Below are 17038 nucleotides of genomic sequence, written 5' to 3' on the forward strand. Positions count from 1 at the left end.
TCCATAAGATATGATTAAAGAGGTGGCTTGTGCCACCTTTCACCTTGTCAGCAGCAATCGATTAAGAGCCATGCGTCTATCGATGAATATCGCATTTCTTAAAAAACTATTGAAGATTCTAGGCTTGGCTTACCTTGCCTATGCCTTCACTATTCTCACCATTGCATTAGCATTGCCTAGAACTCCATGGCTGGAGTGGCTCAAGCAGGCTTTGGCAAAGCAAAGCCTCAGCCTTGAGTTGCATCACGTTGAGGTCCAAAACCTACGAGGCATCAAGATCCCCCAGGGAGCGATTCGCCACTTGGATCGAGACCGCCCCTTCCTAGCATGGAGCAATATCTCGATCATGCATAATTTGTGGACATTGACTTTGTTCTATATTCAATTTGAGCTTAACGTTCAGGAGCCAGTCATAAGCTTAGCTGACATTCCCCCATCAAGCCCAAAAACAGAGGCCCCAGAACCTCCTCTGAAGCCATTAGACACTATCAATATACCTCCGATCTTCGTTCCTATACCGACTTCCATCAAGTGGGAAATATCATCGGCAAAGGTCTTACTCGATCGTCAAAGCGAGCTTAATTACATCTCGATCCGTCAGCAAGTCGATGGCTTTCTTTCTAGTCTTACAACTCGAACTCAGGTCTCCGCAGCTCCACTAACTGTTGACACTCCCTCTCTAAAACTCGGCGCAAACCTTACATTTGACGTTATATCTGAGAATCTTTCCCAAGTTCGCAGCAAAACCGAAATTCTCGATCTGAGGATTGATTCCGATCAAGCAGAGATCAAGGGACTAGACTTAGAACAAGAGACCGTTATCTCACTTAACGAAAATAAAGAGCTAAACGTAGAGTCATTCGATTTGAAGCTATCGAATATTTTCCAATTGAATGGGTCTCTTAAGACGAACCTTTCTCGCCTAAAAAATATTCCCATCTCACTCACTGGAGGTTTCCATAAATCCTTTGACAATATAGGAACATATATTAAAAAACCTCACATACCCCCAATCACAGGTTCCATGAGCATCAATGAACTCGACATATCTGCGGTCATATCTGAAAGTCATATCGATACCCTAAAATCTCTCCAATTCAAGTCTTTTCGAGCCAATACCAACTTGAACATTGGAGCAATTGAAGGACTACCTCTTCATGTAGTGGGTCACGTGGGTAAACTGCAATCTTCAGATTTAGGTCTGGCAGGTTCTCTAACTGTGGAGAATATATTTGAAAGTGCTTTCAAATTTTCTGTAGGCTCCCAACTAAAAAGTGCTGTTGCCAGCATCAAAACAAAAATTCCTGACTTGTCATCCACCCGTAGTCTAATGGCCCCCATCCTAAGGCGGATGCTGCCTCTCAATTTGATTCCCGATCGATTGGAGGGCAGCATCGACCACGATATCGTCGCAACTGTGGAATCTGCAAAAGAGCTAAGTGAAGTTACATCTCCGAATGACCTATCAAAATCTTCTATCAAAAGCTGCGTCACGATATCAAAATTCCACCTAGACCTACCTTTAAATCAAACCCGGATCGAGGCACTTGAGACAAAGCTGACCCTTGCAAGTGATCTAGAGGAGTTAACATGGAACATCGACAGCAATATTGGCTCAGTTGCAAGCACCGTGCAGAACAAGACGTTCCAAGTCGCGAAGATAGCCCATTCCTCAAATGGATTTCATCGCTTCGATCTGAGCTTTAACCCAAAGAATTCCGTATCAAAACTAAATTCTGAGCTTCTTATTGGAAGAATAGAAGGTATTCAAGGAGCGTCACTCTCAGACTTTAAGCAAGGAATCCAGATCAGACAAAAGAATCTTCAAACCGTATCCATAGATAAAGCCTATGCAAGTCTCGGTAGCCTTGGCGGTTATGTGGAGTCAAAAGGCACCTTAGAGATTGTCAACAGCACCTTAAAGGATCTGGATGCTAGCTATTCACTTTCGATCGACTCGGCCCGCTCTTCCGCGATGGTCGAACAGATCCGCAGCCAAGGAAAGATTGAGACCCAAGGGACGATCAAGCTCTCCAATTTAAAGTCGGCAGTCCTTGATGGTTTCATTGATTTTAGATCGTTTCATCTTGAAGCTGGCCCAGCCTCAGCCCCACTAGTATCGGTACATGGTTTAGATGGTCATATTCCATATTCACAGACGATTAACTTCGACCTCAGCAAAGAAGACTACGCTTTAACTATTCCAAATGTGATTCAACCCTCAGCAAAACAATTGCTTTCATATAACGCCATGAGCGACAGTTTTCCAAAACGCGGTCGGCTAGGTATCGAAGCTATCCAAGGCAAAGGCATTAAATTGAAAGACATATCTCTAACCCCTGTATTGGAGCAAGGGAACTTAGCTATCTATGGCCTCAATGGAGGGCTCCTAGATGGCAGCTTTTCTGGTGCCCTCAATCTAAGCTTCAATCCAAAGCCTCAAACTCTTGATATGAGATTTACAATCAATAATCTTAATTCACATCGACTCCTTGAAGCTTTCCCCAATATCTTACGTCGATTGCAAGGCTGGTCTTATACAGATAAGCCCGAAATTTCTGGCAATATGAATCTAGCGTTAGATCTGGAAAACCGTGACATCAATGGCAGCATGGAGATTACCGAAATCGGTAAGGAACAACTTAAGTCGATCCTTTTCTTCCTCGATCCAGAAGGTCAAGACCCAGGTTTGAATTCAGCACGACAAGCTCTCGTAGCTAGTGATATCAATTATGTTTCGATTCCCATTAAACATGGCTTTTTAGAGGTTGATATTGGTCTCAGTGTTCTTGCAATTCCAGTTCCCTTGCCTAAGATGAGTGGTTTTCCTGTTAGCCAAATTATTGCTAATTTTACAAGTTCTGACGAAGCACCTATTGCTCAAGGAGCTATTGATGAAATCTAGAATTTGGCTCACATTTCTATTCGTGCACTCTGGATCATGCACTATAAAATTTGATGTTACGTCCCAGCGAACAGCCTTAGAGAATCAAATTTTAGGCACTCAGAAGGAACTCGACCAGGATGTTGTACTCATCAGCTCTGTTCGCGCTGTCGATCAAGATGGCGAGATAAAAAAAATTGAGGCATCCGACCTTCATCAGAAGGCGGTTCTGGCAAAGCAAAATCAGGCATTTAATCAGGATGATATTCAAGAGTTCAAGGACAAGCAGTTTATAGGTGAAGGTCCAGCGGGTAAAATTATGATTCTCCCTCCTTCCATAGGACTTGTCAGCCAGGCTTCGAATCGAGAAACGAATATCATCTCTATTATTCTTGCCGAAGAAAATCGTGATCGTAAGATCATCTGGCGAAGAGTTATTACTATGAACCCTGAGCTTAATTCAGAACATTTTGATAGTGTTGTTGAGACCTTTCAGAAACAAATCTATGAGAAGGCCAAACCGGGCCACTGGTTTTATAGAAATGGGCGTTGGATGCAAAAACCTTAACTTGGTATTGCTATTGATAGCAATGACTCTAGCTTCTTGTGTTGCCAACAAGAAGATCGATATTTCTATGCCCAGCACATCAAAGGAACCTTATCAAAAATTTTTTTTCCTCACGGCCGATCCCATGCAATCCCAGGACCCAGAACCAAGCTCTCGGGGCATTTTCTATTCGGAAAATAGTGCCACTAATTTCGATATATTTCTTCTTTCTGGAAAGTCTAAAAGACGCATCACCAAGCACAAGTCTGACGACTTTATGCCAAGCTTCTCTGAATCATACAAGATCCTAGCATTCCTCTCACGAAGAGAGGATGCCAAGGGAGATATCCACTTTAAAGCCATTGGTAGTATTTCTGTAACTGATGAATTCCATCTCAAGCTGCCAGACACAGAGGAGATGCATCCTAGCTGGTCCGCAGATGGAACAAAATTTGTTTTCGCCAGTAAAGGTTTCGGCCAGAGCGATCCTAAGATCATGCTGTTTGATTGGCAAAGTAAAAAAGTTCAAGATACAGGTCTGCTGGGATTTCATCCTCGGATAAACAACGACGGGGATCGCATCGTATTTCAGCAAAATGCTCAAATACACGAGTACAACCTAAGAACCAAACAACACAATATTCTAACTCAATCAAGGGGTCTCAATAGCCAACCAGATCTTTCTCCTGATTTCAAAAAGCTGGTGTTTCGTCGCATAGACCATGACACCAACCGAGATGGACTTATTAATGGCAATGACCACGGAGCGCTCTGGCTCCTAGATCGCGACCTAAATCTGGAGTTTGCGCTTACCAGTGATGACGACAATCCAAGCCAGGGTAGATTCTTTAATGATCGAATTCTCTTGAGTTTCACTCGCGGAACCGCTGCCAATCTGGGACTGATTCCTGAGAGAGGGCAATGGCAAGCAATATATGATCACCATATCTATATTCCTGAAAAAGTACGTCATATTGCAATTAACCAGGGAGACGATAGTCTTAAAAATCTCTACCTACGATTTCTATGGGCCATGCAAACGCCTCAACAAGAAGTAGCAAGATTCACTCTAGAAAAGCTCGTTGCAGAAAATCCCAACTACGAAATTTGGCGACCCTATCTCGACAGCTTCTATAAATTTCCAGAAATCAAGAATCATCAAGGACTCTCTAAGAGATTTCAGTCTGCATGCAAAAACTCTACGCAAGACTCCTTTTTCGCGGCATCCTGTCTTATTCTTAGTTCTCTAAACAACTACTTAAATAATCAAGGACTCAACAAAGCTAGGCAGAGTCTAACAGAAGTAATTCAATCTACGGATCAGGAACCTTATTGGAAGAGATTCCAACTCCTTGCTTTGAAGCTCTCATTTGCCATAGATGCCAAGCTTAGCACGGCTGATGCAGCTATGCTATCGTTGGACCAATATCTTGTAGCAATAGAACAAAGTAATCCCGAACTATCACGAGAACTATCAGAATATGCAATCAAAAACCATATCAACTCGATAACACGAAGCATTGATCAAAAGATCAACAGTAAGTGGTTATCTGGCACTTTAAAAATCAGCCGATATCAGAACTCAGATCAAAAAGAAATATTTCTCCGCCATAATCAATTGCTAGCCCTGATGGATCAGTATAAAGATCTATCATATATCTATATCAAGGCTCTTGAGAAGGCACTAGAGCTTCCCGACCTTCATACGTTCTCTGACTCCTATCTTAAAGTGTTCCAGCAAGCAGCTCCATTTCTTGCTAAAGAGCCATCGCAATTTATCCGCGAGGAGGGCCGAGTTCTACACGAGTTAGTGTTTCGTCGGGTAGGCGACTACTATGTTAAGAGTCTAGAAATTGCCTCCGCGATCAAGTTCTACCGCAAGGGCATATCGATATTCCCTCGCTCAGTTGCCCTTCATAAAAGCCTTATCGATGCCTACGGCATGATGAAGAAGATAGATGATATCAAAGAAAGGTACATGGCAAAATCACCCGATTGGTTAAGTCAGTATCTCGCTCTTTATGTCGATACCTATAGCATTGACCAAACACAAGATTTAGAAGAAAGACTCGAAATCATCGAAAGCCTTATTCCTACCCTAGAGAACATCGTCGAAATCAAGCCTCAGCAAGCAGATCTACATCAAACCTTGGGCTGGCTCTACTATCAACACGATCTCTGGACCAAGAGGAAGTCGGGGCCAAGTGCCTGGTATCGCTTGAAGTCTATGCTTTTTGGCTTCTTCTCACAATTCTCAGAAAGGTTTACTTTAGGAACTGTTCAGGCCATTAGAAACTACCAATTAGCCTTAGCTAGCCTCCCACCCGATCACCCCAATCGGGCTGCTTTGCTTCAGAATATCGGTGAGGCTCAGTTTCAATGGAAAAACTATTCCCAAGCGTATTCATACTATAGCCGGCGAGTCGCTTGGTTAGATCGAGTTCCTTTTCGCAGCTTAAGAGAAGAGGGACAAATTTATCTGAATTATGGGCGCTCCGCTGCCCAGACCAAGCAATATCCCATCGCCGAATCGGCATTCCTAAAAGCATCGCAGGCATTTCAAAAGATTGGCAGACAGGATCAAAGACTTCAAATTCAGCAGTATCGGGCTCTCAATTTCACTGACCAGAAGAAGTATATGCAAGCTATTGAGGTATATCGAAATATTCTAGATCTTCCTCTACCACGTGAAACTAGAGTCATTGTGCTTACAAATCTAGGGATGAATCTCTACTACTCCAAGAACTACACTAAGACCATTGAAACTCTAAACCAGGCAATCGGGCTAGTGGATGATGCTCCTCGGGAAGAACACAGCGATGATATCGCGGTAAACTTAGGTGGAAGTTCTACCGAAGCTCAGGGCTTTTCTGGTCTTCTAAGGAAAGCTCAGATTCAAACTTACTTGGCCAAGGCCTATCTTAAAAAGGGAGACTATTCTTCCACAAGCACTTGGCTGCGGCGCAAGATTCAGTCCCTAAAATCTCAGGAGAAACAAACCAATAAGTCATATATTGATTATCGTACAGTTGCCAATAACCATTTAGCCTATGTCCTGTTTCTAAGTGGAGACTATGCAGAAGCGGCAAAGACGTTCTGGATAGCCTATGATCTCGCTCAGAAAATCGAAAACCGTGAGCTTGCTTATAGTAACGGACTTAATCTACTAGTCTCACTTGCCCGTTGGCAAGCACTTGGCAAGCCTCTGTCCACGGAGGCAACAGCATGGGCACAAAGTGTCATCAATAACTTTAGCAGCCAACGATTGATTCGTGCCTATGATCAGCTCCTTAGCAGTCGTGGCCCTATTCCTCATCAGGATCTAGTAAGCTTCCTAAGTGAATCCATAGATTCCGCGACACAAGAACCAAATGGCCGACTTATTCAACAAGAGCTAAGAGACACTTTTGTTGGCAAGGGAGAGGCATGGACTTACTTGCTATTAGAAGATTTACATCACGAAGCCTACTTGGATCTAGCAGAAACAAAGTCCCTAAATAGCTTAAGTTTCATACGCTTGATCGTTGCCTACCTTGACCAAGTATTCTTACAAAGTTTTCAAAATATCGAACCTAGCCAAGGATTTGAGGCCTATCAAAAGCACCTTTTATTGCGTCGGCAGATTTTAGGACGATTCTTACGTATCAACAATGAACGACTAAATATCCAATCTAAAGACATAAATAGATTGTCACCTCAAGAAGGTGAACTCGTTGTTGGCTTCCTTGGTTCTAGCCCCATGTACATGGTGTACAAATCGGACCGAAAGACTGGCACACAGAGACTTGAGAGATTTGCAAACCTCTCTCAAGAATTTGATTTTAGTAGCTACAAGCGGGTCCACCTACTCAGCGATAAGCAAAGCCATCTGCTCTATCCTCATCTAAAGAAAATGCTGCCATCGACTCCTATAATTTGGTCTGGTGGAGTTCAAGTTCCTCGCACTGTCGATGTACGGCTATTTAACCGTATCTCTTGGTTGGGTGATCCGAGTCCTGACATTATCAAAGCCAATGAACATCGAGAGTCGATACCAGTAAATGCTGATCAACCCAAAATTCTCTATATTGCGGAACCATTAAACTTGAGCCCTTCTCTGAGTGCAGTCAGCTCAACGCTAGATCTTCAGGAAACTAAAAATATTGACCTGCTTACATATACCAGTCGCATCGATGATCACTTGGATATCCTCGCACACGACTTGATACGGGAACATCTAGGAGCAAATACGGTTGTCGTGGCAGAATCCTCAGATACCCTAGGGCAATTCTTCCAGTCATTTGCTAATCAAGGCCTTCAAGATGCGATCAACACGCCAGGCATCACGATTCTGGGCCTACCTGGGACACCCAAAAAGCTCATTGCAGAACTGGCTCCTAAGCTTGCTTACGATCAGAAACAAGCTCTTGAAAATCGCCTGGTTTTTGCAAATGTGCTGGACGATGTTAGTCTTCAGTCTGAAATTCTCCTCCAACTACGGGCAAAGAGGTCACAATCCAGGCAGTATACGGGGGCATACTATTACCAAAAAAAGATTCTCAATCTTATCGAAGACAGTGCTGATGAGCTTGACTTAGCTGATGAATATCTCAATAGTGGAATTCTTGCCCTAAGGGCTAAGAGCTTCAAGAACTCCCAAGAATACTTTGATAAATCTCTTGCTATATATCAAGACAATGAAGACACCTATCAATCAGCCGTTGTGATTAAGAATATGGCTCTTTTAGTGTTTGAACAAAAAGCTTCAGAGAAAGGTGTCGAACTTTTGAAAAAATCTCGTCAGCTGTTTCTTGAGGATGATGATCAAGAGGCTGCAACAGAACGGCTTCTCGACATGGCTAATTATACAAGGGAATCCCTCAATGACTTTTCTCAAGCTCTCATATGGTATCGACAGGCGCTAGATGAGTTTAAGAAACAGGATTTTGAACAAGGGATCATCAGAGCAAATATTGATTATGCAAATACCCTAATGGCCGTAGGATCTATCAAACGAGCCATTACAGTACTCGAATCCCAAGAGGATTATATTGATGCGGATGACGAACCAACTCTTTGGTTAAGAAATGCACAAATCCTTCTTAATGCATATTATCGAGCCTCTCTTTTCCAAGAGGCGATCAACTTACATAGTAAAGCCAAGAACATTTTGGAAAGTATTGAATCTGAAAATTTGCGAAAACTGTTAAGCTTGGATCTTGCCAATGTTCATGCTCTAGTTCTGGCGAAAATAGGCCAAGAAGCCACTGCGGTGAAAACCCTGAATCAGAGTATCGAAAAGGCACGTTTGCTGGAAAAACCCAGAAAGGTTGCTCAGCTCCTTTCAAACTTGGCTTATATTAAGCGAAAGATGGGTGAGCTAAGGCAATCGGTTGCTCTTTTCAAAGAAGCTCTTACTATTGATACACAAGAGCGTGATGAATCAGCCATAGCCTTTGACTACCGCAACCTTGGCATTAGCTTCCTCTACTTAGAGGACTATGAACAAGCGTCGCAGTTCCTAAATCGTGCAAGAAAAGACAGCGAACGCTTAAGTCTTGCCTATAACCAGGTTTACTCCCTCGTTGGCCTCGCCGAACTAGCTTTGGCTAGGCAGGAACCTGAGAAGGCGATATCACATTATCAAAAGGCCCTAGAGGTTTCCCAAAAGTCCTACTTAAGGCAATTCATCTGGCGTTCCTATGCTGGCCTTGCCAGCACCTACGATCGACTCAAACAGTGGCAAATCGCTGAGTCTTACTACGAAAAAGCGCTTGAAATAGTCGAAAAACTGAGAGGCAGCCTTTCGAACTTAGAAAACTCTTCTGGTTTTCAAGAAGAGCGCTCCGTTCAGCGAGTATACGAAGATTTTATTGTCAATTTGTCTCAACAAGGGAAGTTTAAGAAAGCTTGGCAAATCAGCGAACGATCACGATCACGGTCATTGATCGATAGTTTATCTAATACATCGATACGTGAAAACTCTGAAGAAGCCAGTCGCTATGCGGACTTTACTGAGCTACTCGATCAATTACAAAGTGTGATGGAGCGCAGTCCCAATCCTGAGCTAAAGTCCCAGATCGATAGCATCACCAAGAAAAGGCAAAGCCTTCTTGAAAAAATCAAAAAGGAAGATCCTAGACTCTATAACATAGTCACAATCAGTAGTATCGGCTTGGATGAGGTCACGGCCTATCTTGACCCACAAACTGCTTTGATCGAGTACATGATTACAAGTGGTCATCTAATCGTCTGGATAATTAGTGAGAAGGGTATCTTTGGAGCCATACGAACTCTCCCCAGGGATCGTATCGAGTTAAGGATCAAACAGTATCGAAAAATTCTCCAAAGCCTAGGTGACCTCAGTTTTATCGGTCAGGAACTATATGCTTGGCTCCTTGAAGACTGGCAGTCAGAGTTCCAAGACTACCAGAACCTAGTTATCGTTCCTCACGGTTCACTACACTACTTACCCTTTGCTGCACTCCCTGAAAGTAGAGAGCAATATTTGATAGATCGTTTTCGTATCACCTACTTAGAGAGCGCAACTCTTGCTCGCTTTGCAAAACACTCAGATTTAACTAGCTCGCCCACAATCAAGGCTTTTGGCAACCCCGATCGAGGAAAGGACTTGGATTTGCCCTTTGCTGCCAAAGAAGCGCAGACCATCAAAAGGTACTTTCCATCAGCACAGGTGTTAGTAGGTGGTAAAGCCACAGCCAATTCATTTCTATCGAGTCACGAGGCAGATTGGATTCATATAGCATCCCACGGGGAGTTTCATCCATTCGATCCAGGGCGAAGCCGCTTGTTGCTAGCTCCCAGCGGAGGTAGTAGCGGCGACATTCTCGTAGATCAAATCCTAAGTACCAGAATCAACGCGGAGCTTGTAACCCTGTCTGCCTGTGAGACAGGACTCGGTGATATCAAAGGCGGGGATGAAGTTGTCAGTTTTAACCGAGCGTTCTTCCAAGCAGGTGCCAGATCGATTATTAGCACTCTATGGCGCATTGATGATGTTGCAAGCGCATTAACTATGAAGCGTTTCTATCGTTATCTTTCAGAGGGTAATAATAAGAGGGCTGGCTTGCGGAAAGCTCAGCTGCTAACCAAAAGCTATTTCCCACATCCGGCTTATTGGTCATCATACCGCTTGATCGGGTCCTATCGCTGAACAATCACGCAATTTTTACAATAGCACGATCAGCACCACCGCTTTCACCGCGCAGTATAGCTTCACGAGGTGTGAACTTCAGATTACCGCTCAGCAATTTCTGAGCCTTATCATTGGAGCTTTGAACTTGGAAAATAAGGTGGCAAGCCATGTCTCCTGGATCAGCGTTGACCAAAGTCAAAACTTTGGCTTTGGCACCATCAAGAGTTACGACCTTGTCACTATCCGTAGCTTGATCACCGGAAGCATCTTCGGGTTTAAGTGGGATTGGGGCTTGAGCCTTTTGGACTTGCAAAGGTTTTCCAGACTTGATGGCTCCTTTGACTTTCTTTAGCAGCTTTTCAGCTCTGTCCTTAACAACCGAATCATGCTGCACCGCTTCCTCAAGGGGAGGTTGCGCACCATCCATATCGCCAGCTCTAAGATGAGCCAAACCTAGATTGTAGGAGACAATAGCATAGATATCCTTGCGGGTGTCCGGGATCGCAGCAAGGGTTGTCCGATACTGCTGAATTCCTTCGTTCACCATATCACACCGAGCCATGGCCACGGCTTGATTGTTCATGTAGGAAACCACATTTTCCATAGCTTTAAGCTGAGCCATGATTGTCTTCGCAGTAGCTGAATCACCAGCATTCAGAGCAACCTTTGCTGACGTTTCCTTAACACGCTCAGAATCAGGATCTAGGTCTTGGGCTTGTTCAATAGTTTCCTGTGCTTTTTCATCATTACCCATCTCAGAATGAACTTCAGCTATCTGACAAAGTCGCTCCAGATTCATAGGCGCTAAAGCTTGCGCCTTTTCAAAGCACTTCAGTGCAACATCGAACTCGCGAAGGTTCATCATAGTCTTGCCAAGGAGATTTAATATAAAAATTGAATCGCCCGCATGCTTGATCGCTTCAATACCAAAATCTCGTGCTTTCTCGAACTCTTTTTGTACATAGGCGAACTCAGCTTCCATGACTTCTTTCGGCCCGATTTTGATCGTGCTATCCGCGATATATCGCTCCTTAATCTCCTGCGCCTCCTGAACCTTCTTTTCATTGAGAAATTGCCTCATTTTCCGTTCCATAGACGATTGCTCTGTGGGCAAGCGATCTTGCTGAATCGTCCATATGATTGCTTTGGTAAACTCATCTTTCTTAAGGGGCTTTTTTATCATGGTGGCAACCCCCATCTCTTTGACAAAGGGGATATCCTGATCTTCAATCAGAGAACTAAGAAGCACTATGGGGACTGATTTTTTCGACTCTTCTTGAACTTTTTGCAGGAACAGTGGGCCCGTTAGTTTAGGGATTCGCCACTCTTGGATCACAAGATCGATATCCTCGTTCTCTTGCACAGCCTGAGTTCCAGCCTCTCCGTCATTGCAGACGACAACGTCTTCAACACCCATTTCCTTAAAAGCATTGACCACCTCATTGGCGACACTATCATCATTATCTACCAAAAGAATTTTTTTCAGACCCAGAAAATTATAGCCATCACTTTCTACCTGGTCGAGAGACTGGCCTTCAAAATAGTCTGCGAGATAAGACTGAATCTTATCTTCCTGATTGCTGTCTATCACCTTTATTTGCTTGAGTACCGACAGCGCTTCTTCCGTTTGCCCCATTTTAGCTAGGGGAGGAACAGTATGAAACATCTGATCGAGATGACCGGGATACAAGTCGAGAAGCTTCTTTTCAAAAACCAAGAGCTCTTGATATCGTTCTGCTTCCATCATGTGTGTTCTAAGGTAGTGGGCTGCTAATAAACTGCCATTCCAATCGACAGCTTCAAAAGTTTTGAAAAGGCCGCTCAACTCGCTTGTCAATGAGTCCTTAGTGAAGGGCTTGGAATGATAAGAGAGAAGCCCTCGTTCGAAAGCATCAGGTAATACCTCCTGCTCTGATTCTTCTAGCAAGAACGAGACTCTCAAGTTTTTCAAAGCAGGATGATTACAGAATAGATCGAGCAACTTCATACCATTTTCTTGCTGATCTGCCATCAAAGGAGTGACGATCCAGCGAATGGGCTCGACTTCCATCATCTCGACAGCTTCCTTAATGCCAGCAACACCGTTCACGTCGCCAAAGCCAAGGCTTCTGACCACTTCAGCAAGCAGTGTACGCGCAGCACCGGATGGATCGACAACGATCACCTTGCCATCTTTTTCTTTGAAGAAACTTTCCATGCTTACTCGCAAATTTCAATCGTTTCGTCTATCGGCACCGCGATTGTAAAGTTGAAGGGCGCGGTAGGGATCAGGTAGCTAAAGTACTGAAATAAATAACCTTATATTCCCTTGTCAGGCTTATGATGCTAGTTTACCCTGATTCTAACGAAGCAATTTAACTCTAGGTAGAACCCTTTGAAAAGCCTTGTCATAAACACTCTCAAAATCGCAATAGCTTTCGGCCTTATCACATATCTCATCAGAACTGATCAGCTCGACTTCTCCCAAATGGGTAAAGTTTTTTCTATGCCAAGCTTGGGTATTACCATGTTTTTGTTCTGGATCGTTGGCCCCTTGCTCCTTGGCTCATTTCGCTGGCGACTACTCTTGCATGGAGCAGGCTATCAGATCACCTGGCCGCGAGCCATCCGCCTACACCTGATCGGCTTTTTCTTTAACACAGCCATGCCGGGAGCTGTCGGGGGAGACCTGATCAAGGTACTGTATGTGATTCGAGATAATAAGCACATGGGTAAAACACCTGCTATCATGAGCGTATTTTTAGACAGACTAATCGGTCTTAGTGGCTTGTTCATTGTTGGCTTGCTCGTTGCTATCGCCAGCTATCCGATCATTCAAGGGCAAGCCGCACTGATATCCATCGTCATTACCCTAGCGGTTGTAAGTCTCGGCATACTAGCCTTCTTTGCCGCTGCACTCTACGAGTACCGAGACCGCGACCCTTTCGACTCCCTACTATCGAAGCCAATCCCCGGATTCAGCCCACTACGAAAAATCTATGGTAGCCTGCGGCTCTACCGAAACCATCGCACCCTGATCCTCAAGTGCCTCGGCCTCTCGATCCTGATACAGCTATTCTCAGTGCTAGTTTTTGTTCTCTTCACCAGAGCCATTATTCCAGATCAGAACCCTCAGTTTGGGACTATTGCTACCATTTATCCTGTTGGAATGTTTACTGTCGCCCTTCCCATTGCTCCTGGAGGGCTTGGGGTTGGTCATGTAGCTTTCGATCGTCTCTTCGAAATCATCGGCCATAGCCAAGGTGCTAGTGTCTTTAATGTGTTCTTATTAACTCAGATGGCCCTCAACCTACTGGGTGCAATCCCCTATTTGAGCCTCAAGAAGGAAGAGCCTGTTAATGAGATTGACACAGCCATAAAAATCTAAAATTATTGATTTTTATATTCTCAACAGAATCAAACTTTCAACGTTCTCATGGTGGCGCCGATAGAGTTTTCGGATCACTAGGTGAGGCACCATGGGAATCGAACGCGTTCTTCTTTTAGATGACAACACTTCGAATACTCTGTTCTTTGAAATGTTACTCAAGGATATGGGAATGAAGGAAGTCGTGTCTTCACCGACTGGGGACGATGCGCTGATCCTAGCCGACAAGAAGCACGTTCAGTTTGTTATTTGTTCATGGGAACTAGCTGGGATGCCTGGGACCATATTTATCCAGAAGCTACGGGCCAAAAAAAGACGCAAGTATATTCCTTGCATCATCTACTCCAAACGTATGGAAGAACAGGAGGTTCGCCTGACTCAAGAGCTGGGCTTTAAAAATATCCTATCGATGCCTTTCGAAAAGGATAAGGCCATCGCCATGATCAATGAAATTATCGAACACGAAAACAATATTGACCCCAAAGAAGTTGCCATCCGAAAGATCGAAATGTATTTGCAGGATGGTAAGCCCGGCGAAGCGTTTAAGATGTTCAACGATGATCTCTTCAAGCCTGGTCCGTTTCGATCTCCAGCATTGGTTGCTGCTGGCGAAGTGTTCATGGCACTTTCCAAATACGACAAGGCTGAAAAGTGTGCCGATGATGTCTTGGAGCGTATCCCCGATAATTATCGGGCTCTCCAATTGAAGGCTAAACTGCACTCAAGGCGCGGTGAACATGATCAAGCTATTAACATACTTAAAAAGTTGATGAATCAATCCCCGAAAAACCTCACCACCCGCGTCAACCTCGGAGCAGCCTATGTCGCAGCTGATCGATTTGACGAGGCCAAGCAAGTATTTAACGACGTTTTAGACATTGACCCTGAAAATCAAGCTGCCAAAGACCAAATGGCCACGGTCGTTTTCCAAGAAGGTGACTTTGGCTTAGCAGAGCAGCTGATTGCCGAAACAGAAAATGGCAACGAACTCGCTAGAATTTTCAATAATATTGCTATTTCTCAAGTTGCCGAAGATAGTTTCGACGAAGCTATCCAAACCTATGAAAACGCTATCCGACTCCTTGCCGATAAGACACGCCTTTACCTGCTTCAATACAACTTGGGACTTGCCTACCGAAAGAAGGGCGACTTGAACAAAGGCTTGGAAACTCTCGCCACTAGCTATTTTGACAATCTTGAATTCGAAAAGGCCTATGTAGCAATTGCTCGGATCTATAAGGAAATGAAGAAAAAGGGCTTGACGCCAGACGCCTCGATTATTAATGAGGTCAAGAAGAAGCGAGCTACTTCTAAATCTGCCTAGCAAAGGTCAACATGTCATTTCTAAAGCAGGGTTCATCCCAGATCTACTATCAAACTGCTGGCGACAGCGGTCCTTGGGTCACACTTGTCAACGGTCATACACGAACTCATAAAGATTTTAAGATGATGAGTAAAGTCCTCGTCAACGCTGGATTTCGTTGCCTATCATTTGACAATCGAGGTTCCGGCGAAAGCACCTGCGAGCTTGAGTTTGGATTTCCTGAATTGGTCTCAGATGTGATCAACCTTTGGGATGAACTAGATATATCAGAGTCTCACCTTCTTGGAATCTCAATGGGCGGCATGATCTGCCAGAAACTTGCCTCTGAGCACCCGCAACGCATTTCTAGCCTGATTCTAGTTTCAACGACCGCTCATGCTGAATGGATCAAAGCTGACAGTCACTGGGGAACATCCTTTGACGAAGTCATGGATAAACTGGAAACATATTTTGCGCCTGTTTTCGTCGAAAAGAACAAGCTCCTTGTGAAGTCTATGGCTAAGCAAATTTGGTCTGGAATTGAGACAGGAAGTTTTTCTAGTGGAGCTAGCAAGCAAAAAGCGGCTATGAAAGGCATTGACCTTAGCAGCATGTTGCAAGACATCAAAGCAAGAACGCTAATCCTTCACGGCATAGAAGATCAAATCATTGATCCTCGGGCCGGATCAGAACTTGATGATGGCATTCCTAACAGTGAATTGAAGCTAATTGATGGTGTGGGGCACTTACTTCTTGCAGAGTATAGCCAGAGCCTCTATCAAGATGTCCTTAGCTTTATCCAATCGAAGCGATAAGACAGACTTCAGATTCTGACAAACCAACTTCCTGAGCGACCTCTCCTGCCGTCAATCCTTTTGATAGCAGGTGACGAGCATCTAGGTATTTCTTATCCTCAATTTCTTCTAAAACTTCCTCGTAAGGGATCTTGCGATCGAAAAATTTACTAAGCTTTTCACCCCTAGCGACAACTTTCTTTAACAGCTCTCGTTCTTTTGCAGCTCGCTGCAGGGTTGCTCCAAGGGCTGTTTTTTGACGCGTTATCTGTTCGCCCGAGTTTGACAAACGATGACCAAACTCGTCTAGAACATCTGCCATTTCTTTGCTAAGCAGCTCTGTCGACTTTTTAACCTCAACTTCTGCTTCTGCAGCGAGAGAGTTGATTTTCTTGTATATCTCTTCAGCTTTTCTATATTTTTCTTGAAGTTCAACTTGAATGCTTTCTCTCATTTCCTTGAGAAGCTTTCGTTCGTTGCTGACTTCCTTTAGAAGCTCTACAGGATTGAATCGTTGCTTGTTCATGAAATAAATGAGACCAAGCAAGAATAGATCGAGGACTACGAGCATGACCAAGAGTAACGTGACCATTAGCCTTCCTGTAGAAACGACTTAAGTACTTGCTCATCTACCTGATCCATATTAACGGTGCGGCAGACAACCATCTTTTTCTTTCCTCGTTTACCAATCTCTTCAGACGACACGACCTTGACAAGAATCTTGAAGTCTCTAGGAGAATCGACACGCCCATAATCAACAAATCTCTGTTTTCTTTCCCAATAGTTTGGAAGACTAATATGAATCTTCAACAAATCACCTTCTGTATACTGATCTGCTGAACGAAATTGAATTCCATAGGGGCTAATATGTACTGTTTGTCCGGACTCTTCACAGTCTGCTCTGATTCCGTATCTGGCGACATTGAGGCTTAGTCTTCGATTAGAGCGCGGATACTTTCGAATTAAATCGACATCAAAGTTTGTTTCATTGGGGTCCTGACTCATGGA

Annotated in this window: 9 protein-coding genes; 6 read left to right on the plus strand and 3 right to left on the minus strand. The window is 44.0% G+C overall.

Going from position 1 to position 17038, the window contains the following annotated elements; translation table 11 throughout:
• Positions 1–10: 10 nt before the first annotated feature.
• Genes B9N89_RS24220 through B9N89_RS24230 form a run of 3 tightly spaced genes read left to right on the plus strand, consistent with a single transcriptional unit; the run spans position 11 to position 10584 of the window.
• On the plus strand, positions 11–2905 hold the full coding sequence (locus B9N89_RS24220) for an AsmA family protein (RefSeq protein WP_132323569.1): 2895 nt from the start codon (positions 11–13) through the stop codon (positions 2903–2905).
• Entirely contained in the window at positions 2895–3452 is a 558-nt protein-coding gene (locus B9N89_RS24225) for a DUF1318 domain-containing protein (RefSeq protein WP_132323571.1), read from the plus strand. Before B9N89_RS24220 ends, B9N89_RS24225 begins: the two co-directional genes overlap by 11 nt.
• Entirely contained in the window at positions 3391–10584 is a 7194-nt protein-coding gene (locus B9N89_RS24230) for a CHAT domain-containing protein (RefSeq protein ID WP_132323573.1), read from the plus strand. Before B9N89_RS24225 ends, B9N89_RS24230 begins: the two co-directional genes overlap by 62 nt.
• A 4-nt stretch (positions 10585–10588) precedes the next feature.
• Here the strand turns inward: B9N89_RS24230 and B9N89_RS24235 are convergent, their stop codons facing one another.
• Entirely contained in the window at positions 10589–12763 is a 2175-nt protein-coding gene (locus B9N89_RS24235; protein ID WP_132323575.1) for a response regulator, read from the minus strand.
• Between the two features lie 177 nt (positions 12764–12940).
• On the opposite strand from B9N89_RS24235, the gene B9N89_RS24240 reads away from it, so the two are divergent.
• The 3 genes from B9N89_RS24240 to B9N89_RS24250 all read left to right on the plus strand — a co-directional run bounded on the left by B9N89_RS24240 (position 12941) and on the right by B9N89_RS24250 (position 16051).
• Entirely contained in the window at positions 12941–13933 is a 993-nt protein-coding gene (locus B9N89_RS24240; protein WP_132323577.1) for a lysylphosphatidylglycerol synthase transmembrane domain-containing protein, read from the plus strand.
• A gap of 91 nt (positions 13934–14024) precedes the next feature.
• Entirely contained in the window at positions 14025–15257 is a 1233-nt protein-coding gene (locus B9N89_RS24245) for a tetratricopeptide repeat protein (protein ID WP_132323579.1), read from the plus strand.
• An 11-nt stretch (positions 15258–15268) separates the two neighbouring features.
• Positions 15269–16051 carry an alpha/beta fold hydrolase gene (locus tag B9N89_RS24250; RefSeq protein ID WP_132323581.1) on the plus strand — a complete coding sequence of 261 codons (783 nt, stop codon included), beginning with the start codon at positions 15269–15271 and terminating at the stop codon, positions 16049–16051.
• Here B9N89_RS24250 and B9N89_RS24255 read toward each other — a convergent pair.
• Together B9N89_RS24255 and B9N89_RS24260 are read right to left on the minus strand one after the other, a co-directional pair.
• Positions 16032–16622: a DUF2802 domain-containing protein gene (locus B9N89_RS24255; protein WP_132323583.1), complete on the minus strand. Its 591-nt coding sequence runs from the start codon at positions 16620–16622 to the stop codon at positions 16032–16034. The genes B9N89_RS24250 and B9N89_RS24255 overlap by 20 nt on opposite strands.
• Entirely contained in the window at positions 16622–17035 is a 414-nt protein-coding gene (locus B9N89_RS24260; protein WP_132323585.1) for a PilZ domain-containing protein, read from the minus strand. The genes B9N89_RS24255 and B9N89_RS24260 overlap by 1 nt, the downstream gene beginning before the upstream one ends.
• Between the last annotated feature and the right edge of the window lie 3 nt (positions 17036–17038).

It is taken from the genome of Pseudobacteriovorax antillogorgiicola (genome assembly GCF_900177345.1).
GTDB classification, from domain to species: Bacteria; Bdellovibrionota_B; Oligoflexia; order Oligoflexales; family Oligoflexaceae; genus Pseudobacteriovorax; species Pseudobacteriovorax antillogorgiicola.

What these genes read in the sequence shown, in the direction of transcription:
- B9N89_RS24220 (WP_132323569.1), top strand. Translation starts at nt 11, where the DNA reads ATGATTAAAGAGGTGGCTTGTGCCACCTTTCACCTTGTCAGCAGCAAT.
- B9N89_RS24235 (WP_132323575.1), bottom strand. Translation starts at nt 12,763, where the DNA reads ATGGAAAGTTTCTTCAAAGAAAAAGATGGCAAGGTGATCGTTGTCGAT.
- B9N89_RS24245 (WP_132323579.1), top strand. Translation starts at nt 14,025, where the DNA reads ATGGGAATCGAACGCGTTCTTCTTTTAGATGACAACACTTCGAATACT.
- B9N89_RS24225 (WP_132323571.1), top strand. Translation starts at nt 2,895, where the DNA reads ATGAAATCTAGAATTTGGCTCACATTTCTATTCGTGCACTCTGGATCA.
- B9N89_RS24255 (WP_132323583.1), bottom strand. Translation starts at nt 16,622, where the DNA reads ATGGTCACGTTACTCTTGGTCATGCTCGTAGTCCTCGATCTATTCTTG.
- B9N89_RS24260 (WP_132323585.1), bottom strand. Translation starts at nt 17,035, where the DNA reads ATGAGTCAGGACCCCAATGAAACAAACTTTGATGTCGATTTAATTCGA.
- B9N89_RS24250 (WP_132323581.1), top strand. Translation starts at nt 15,269, where the DNA reads ATGTCATTTCTAAAGCAGGGTTCATCCCAGATCTACTATCAAACTGCT.
- B9N89_RS24230 (WP_132323573.1), top strand. Translation starts at nt 3,391, where the DNA reads ATGAGAAGGCCAAACCGGGCCACTGGTTTTATAGAAATGGGCGTTGGA.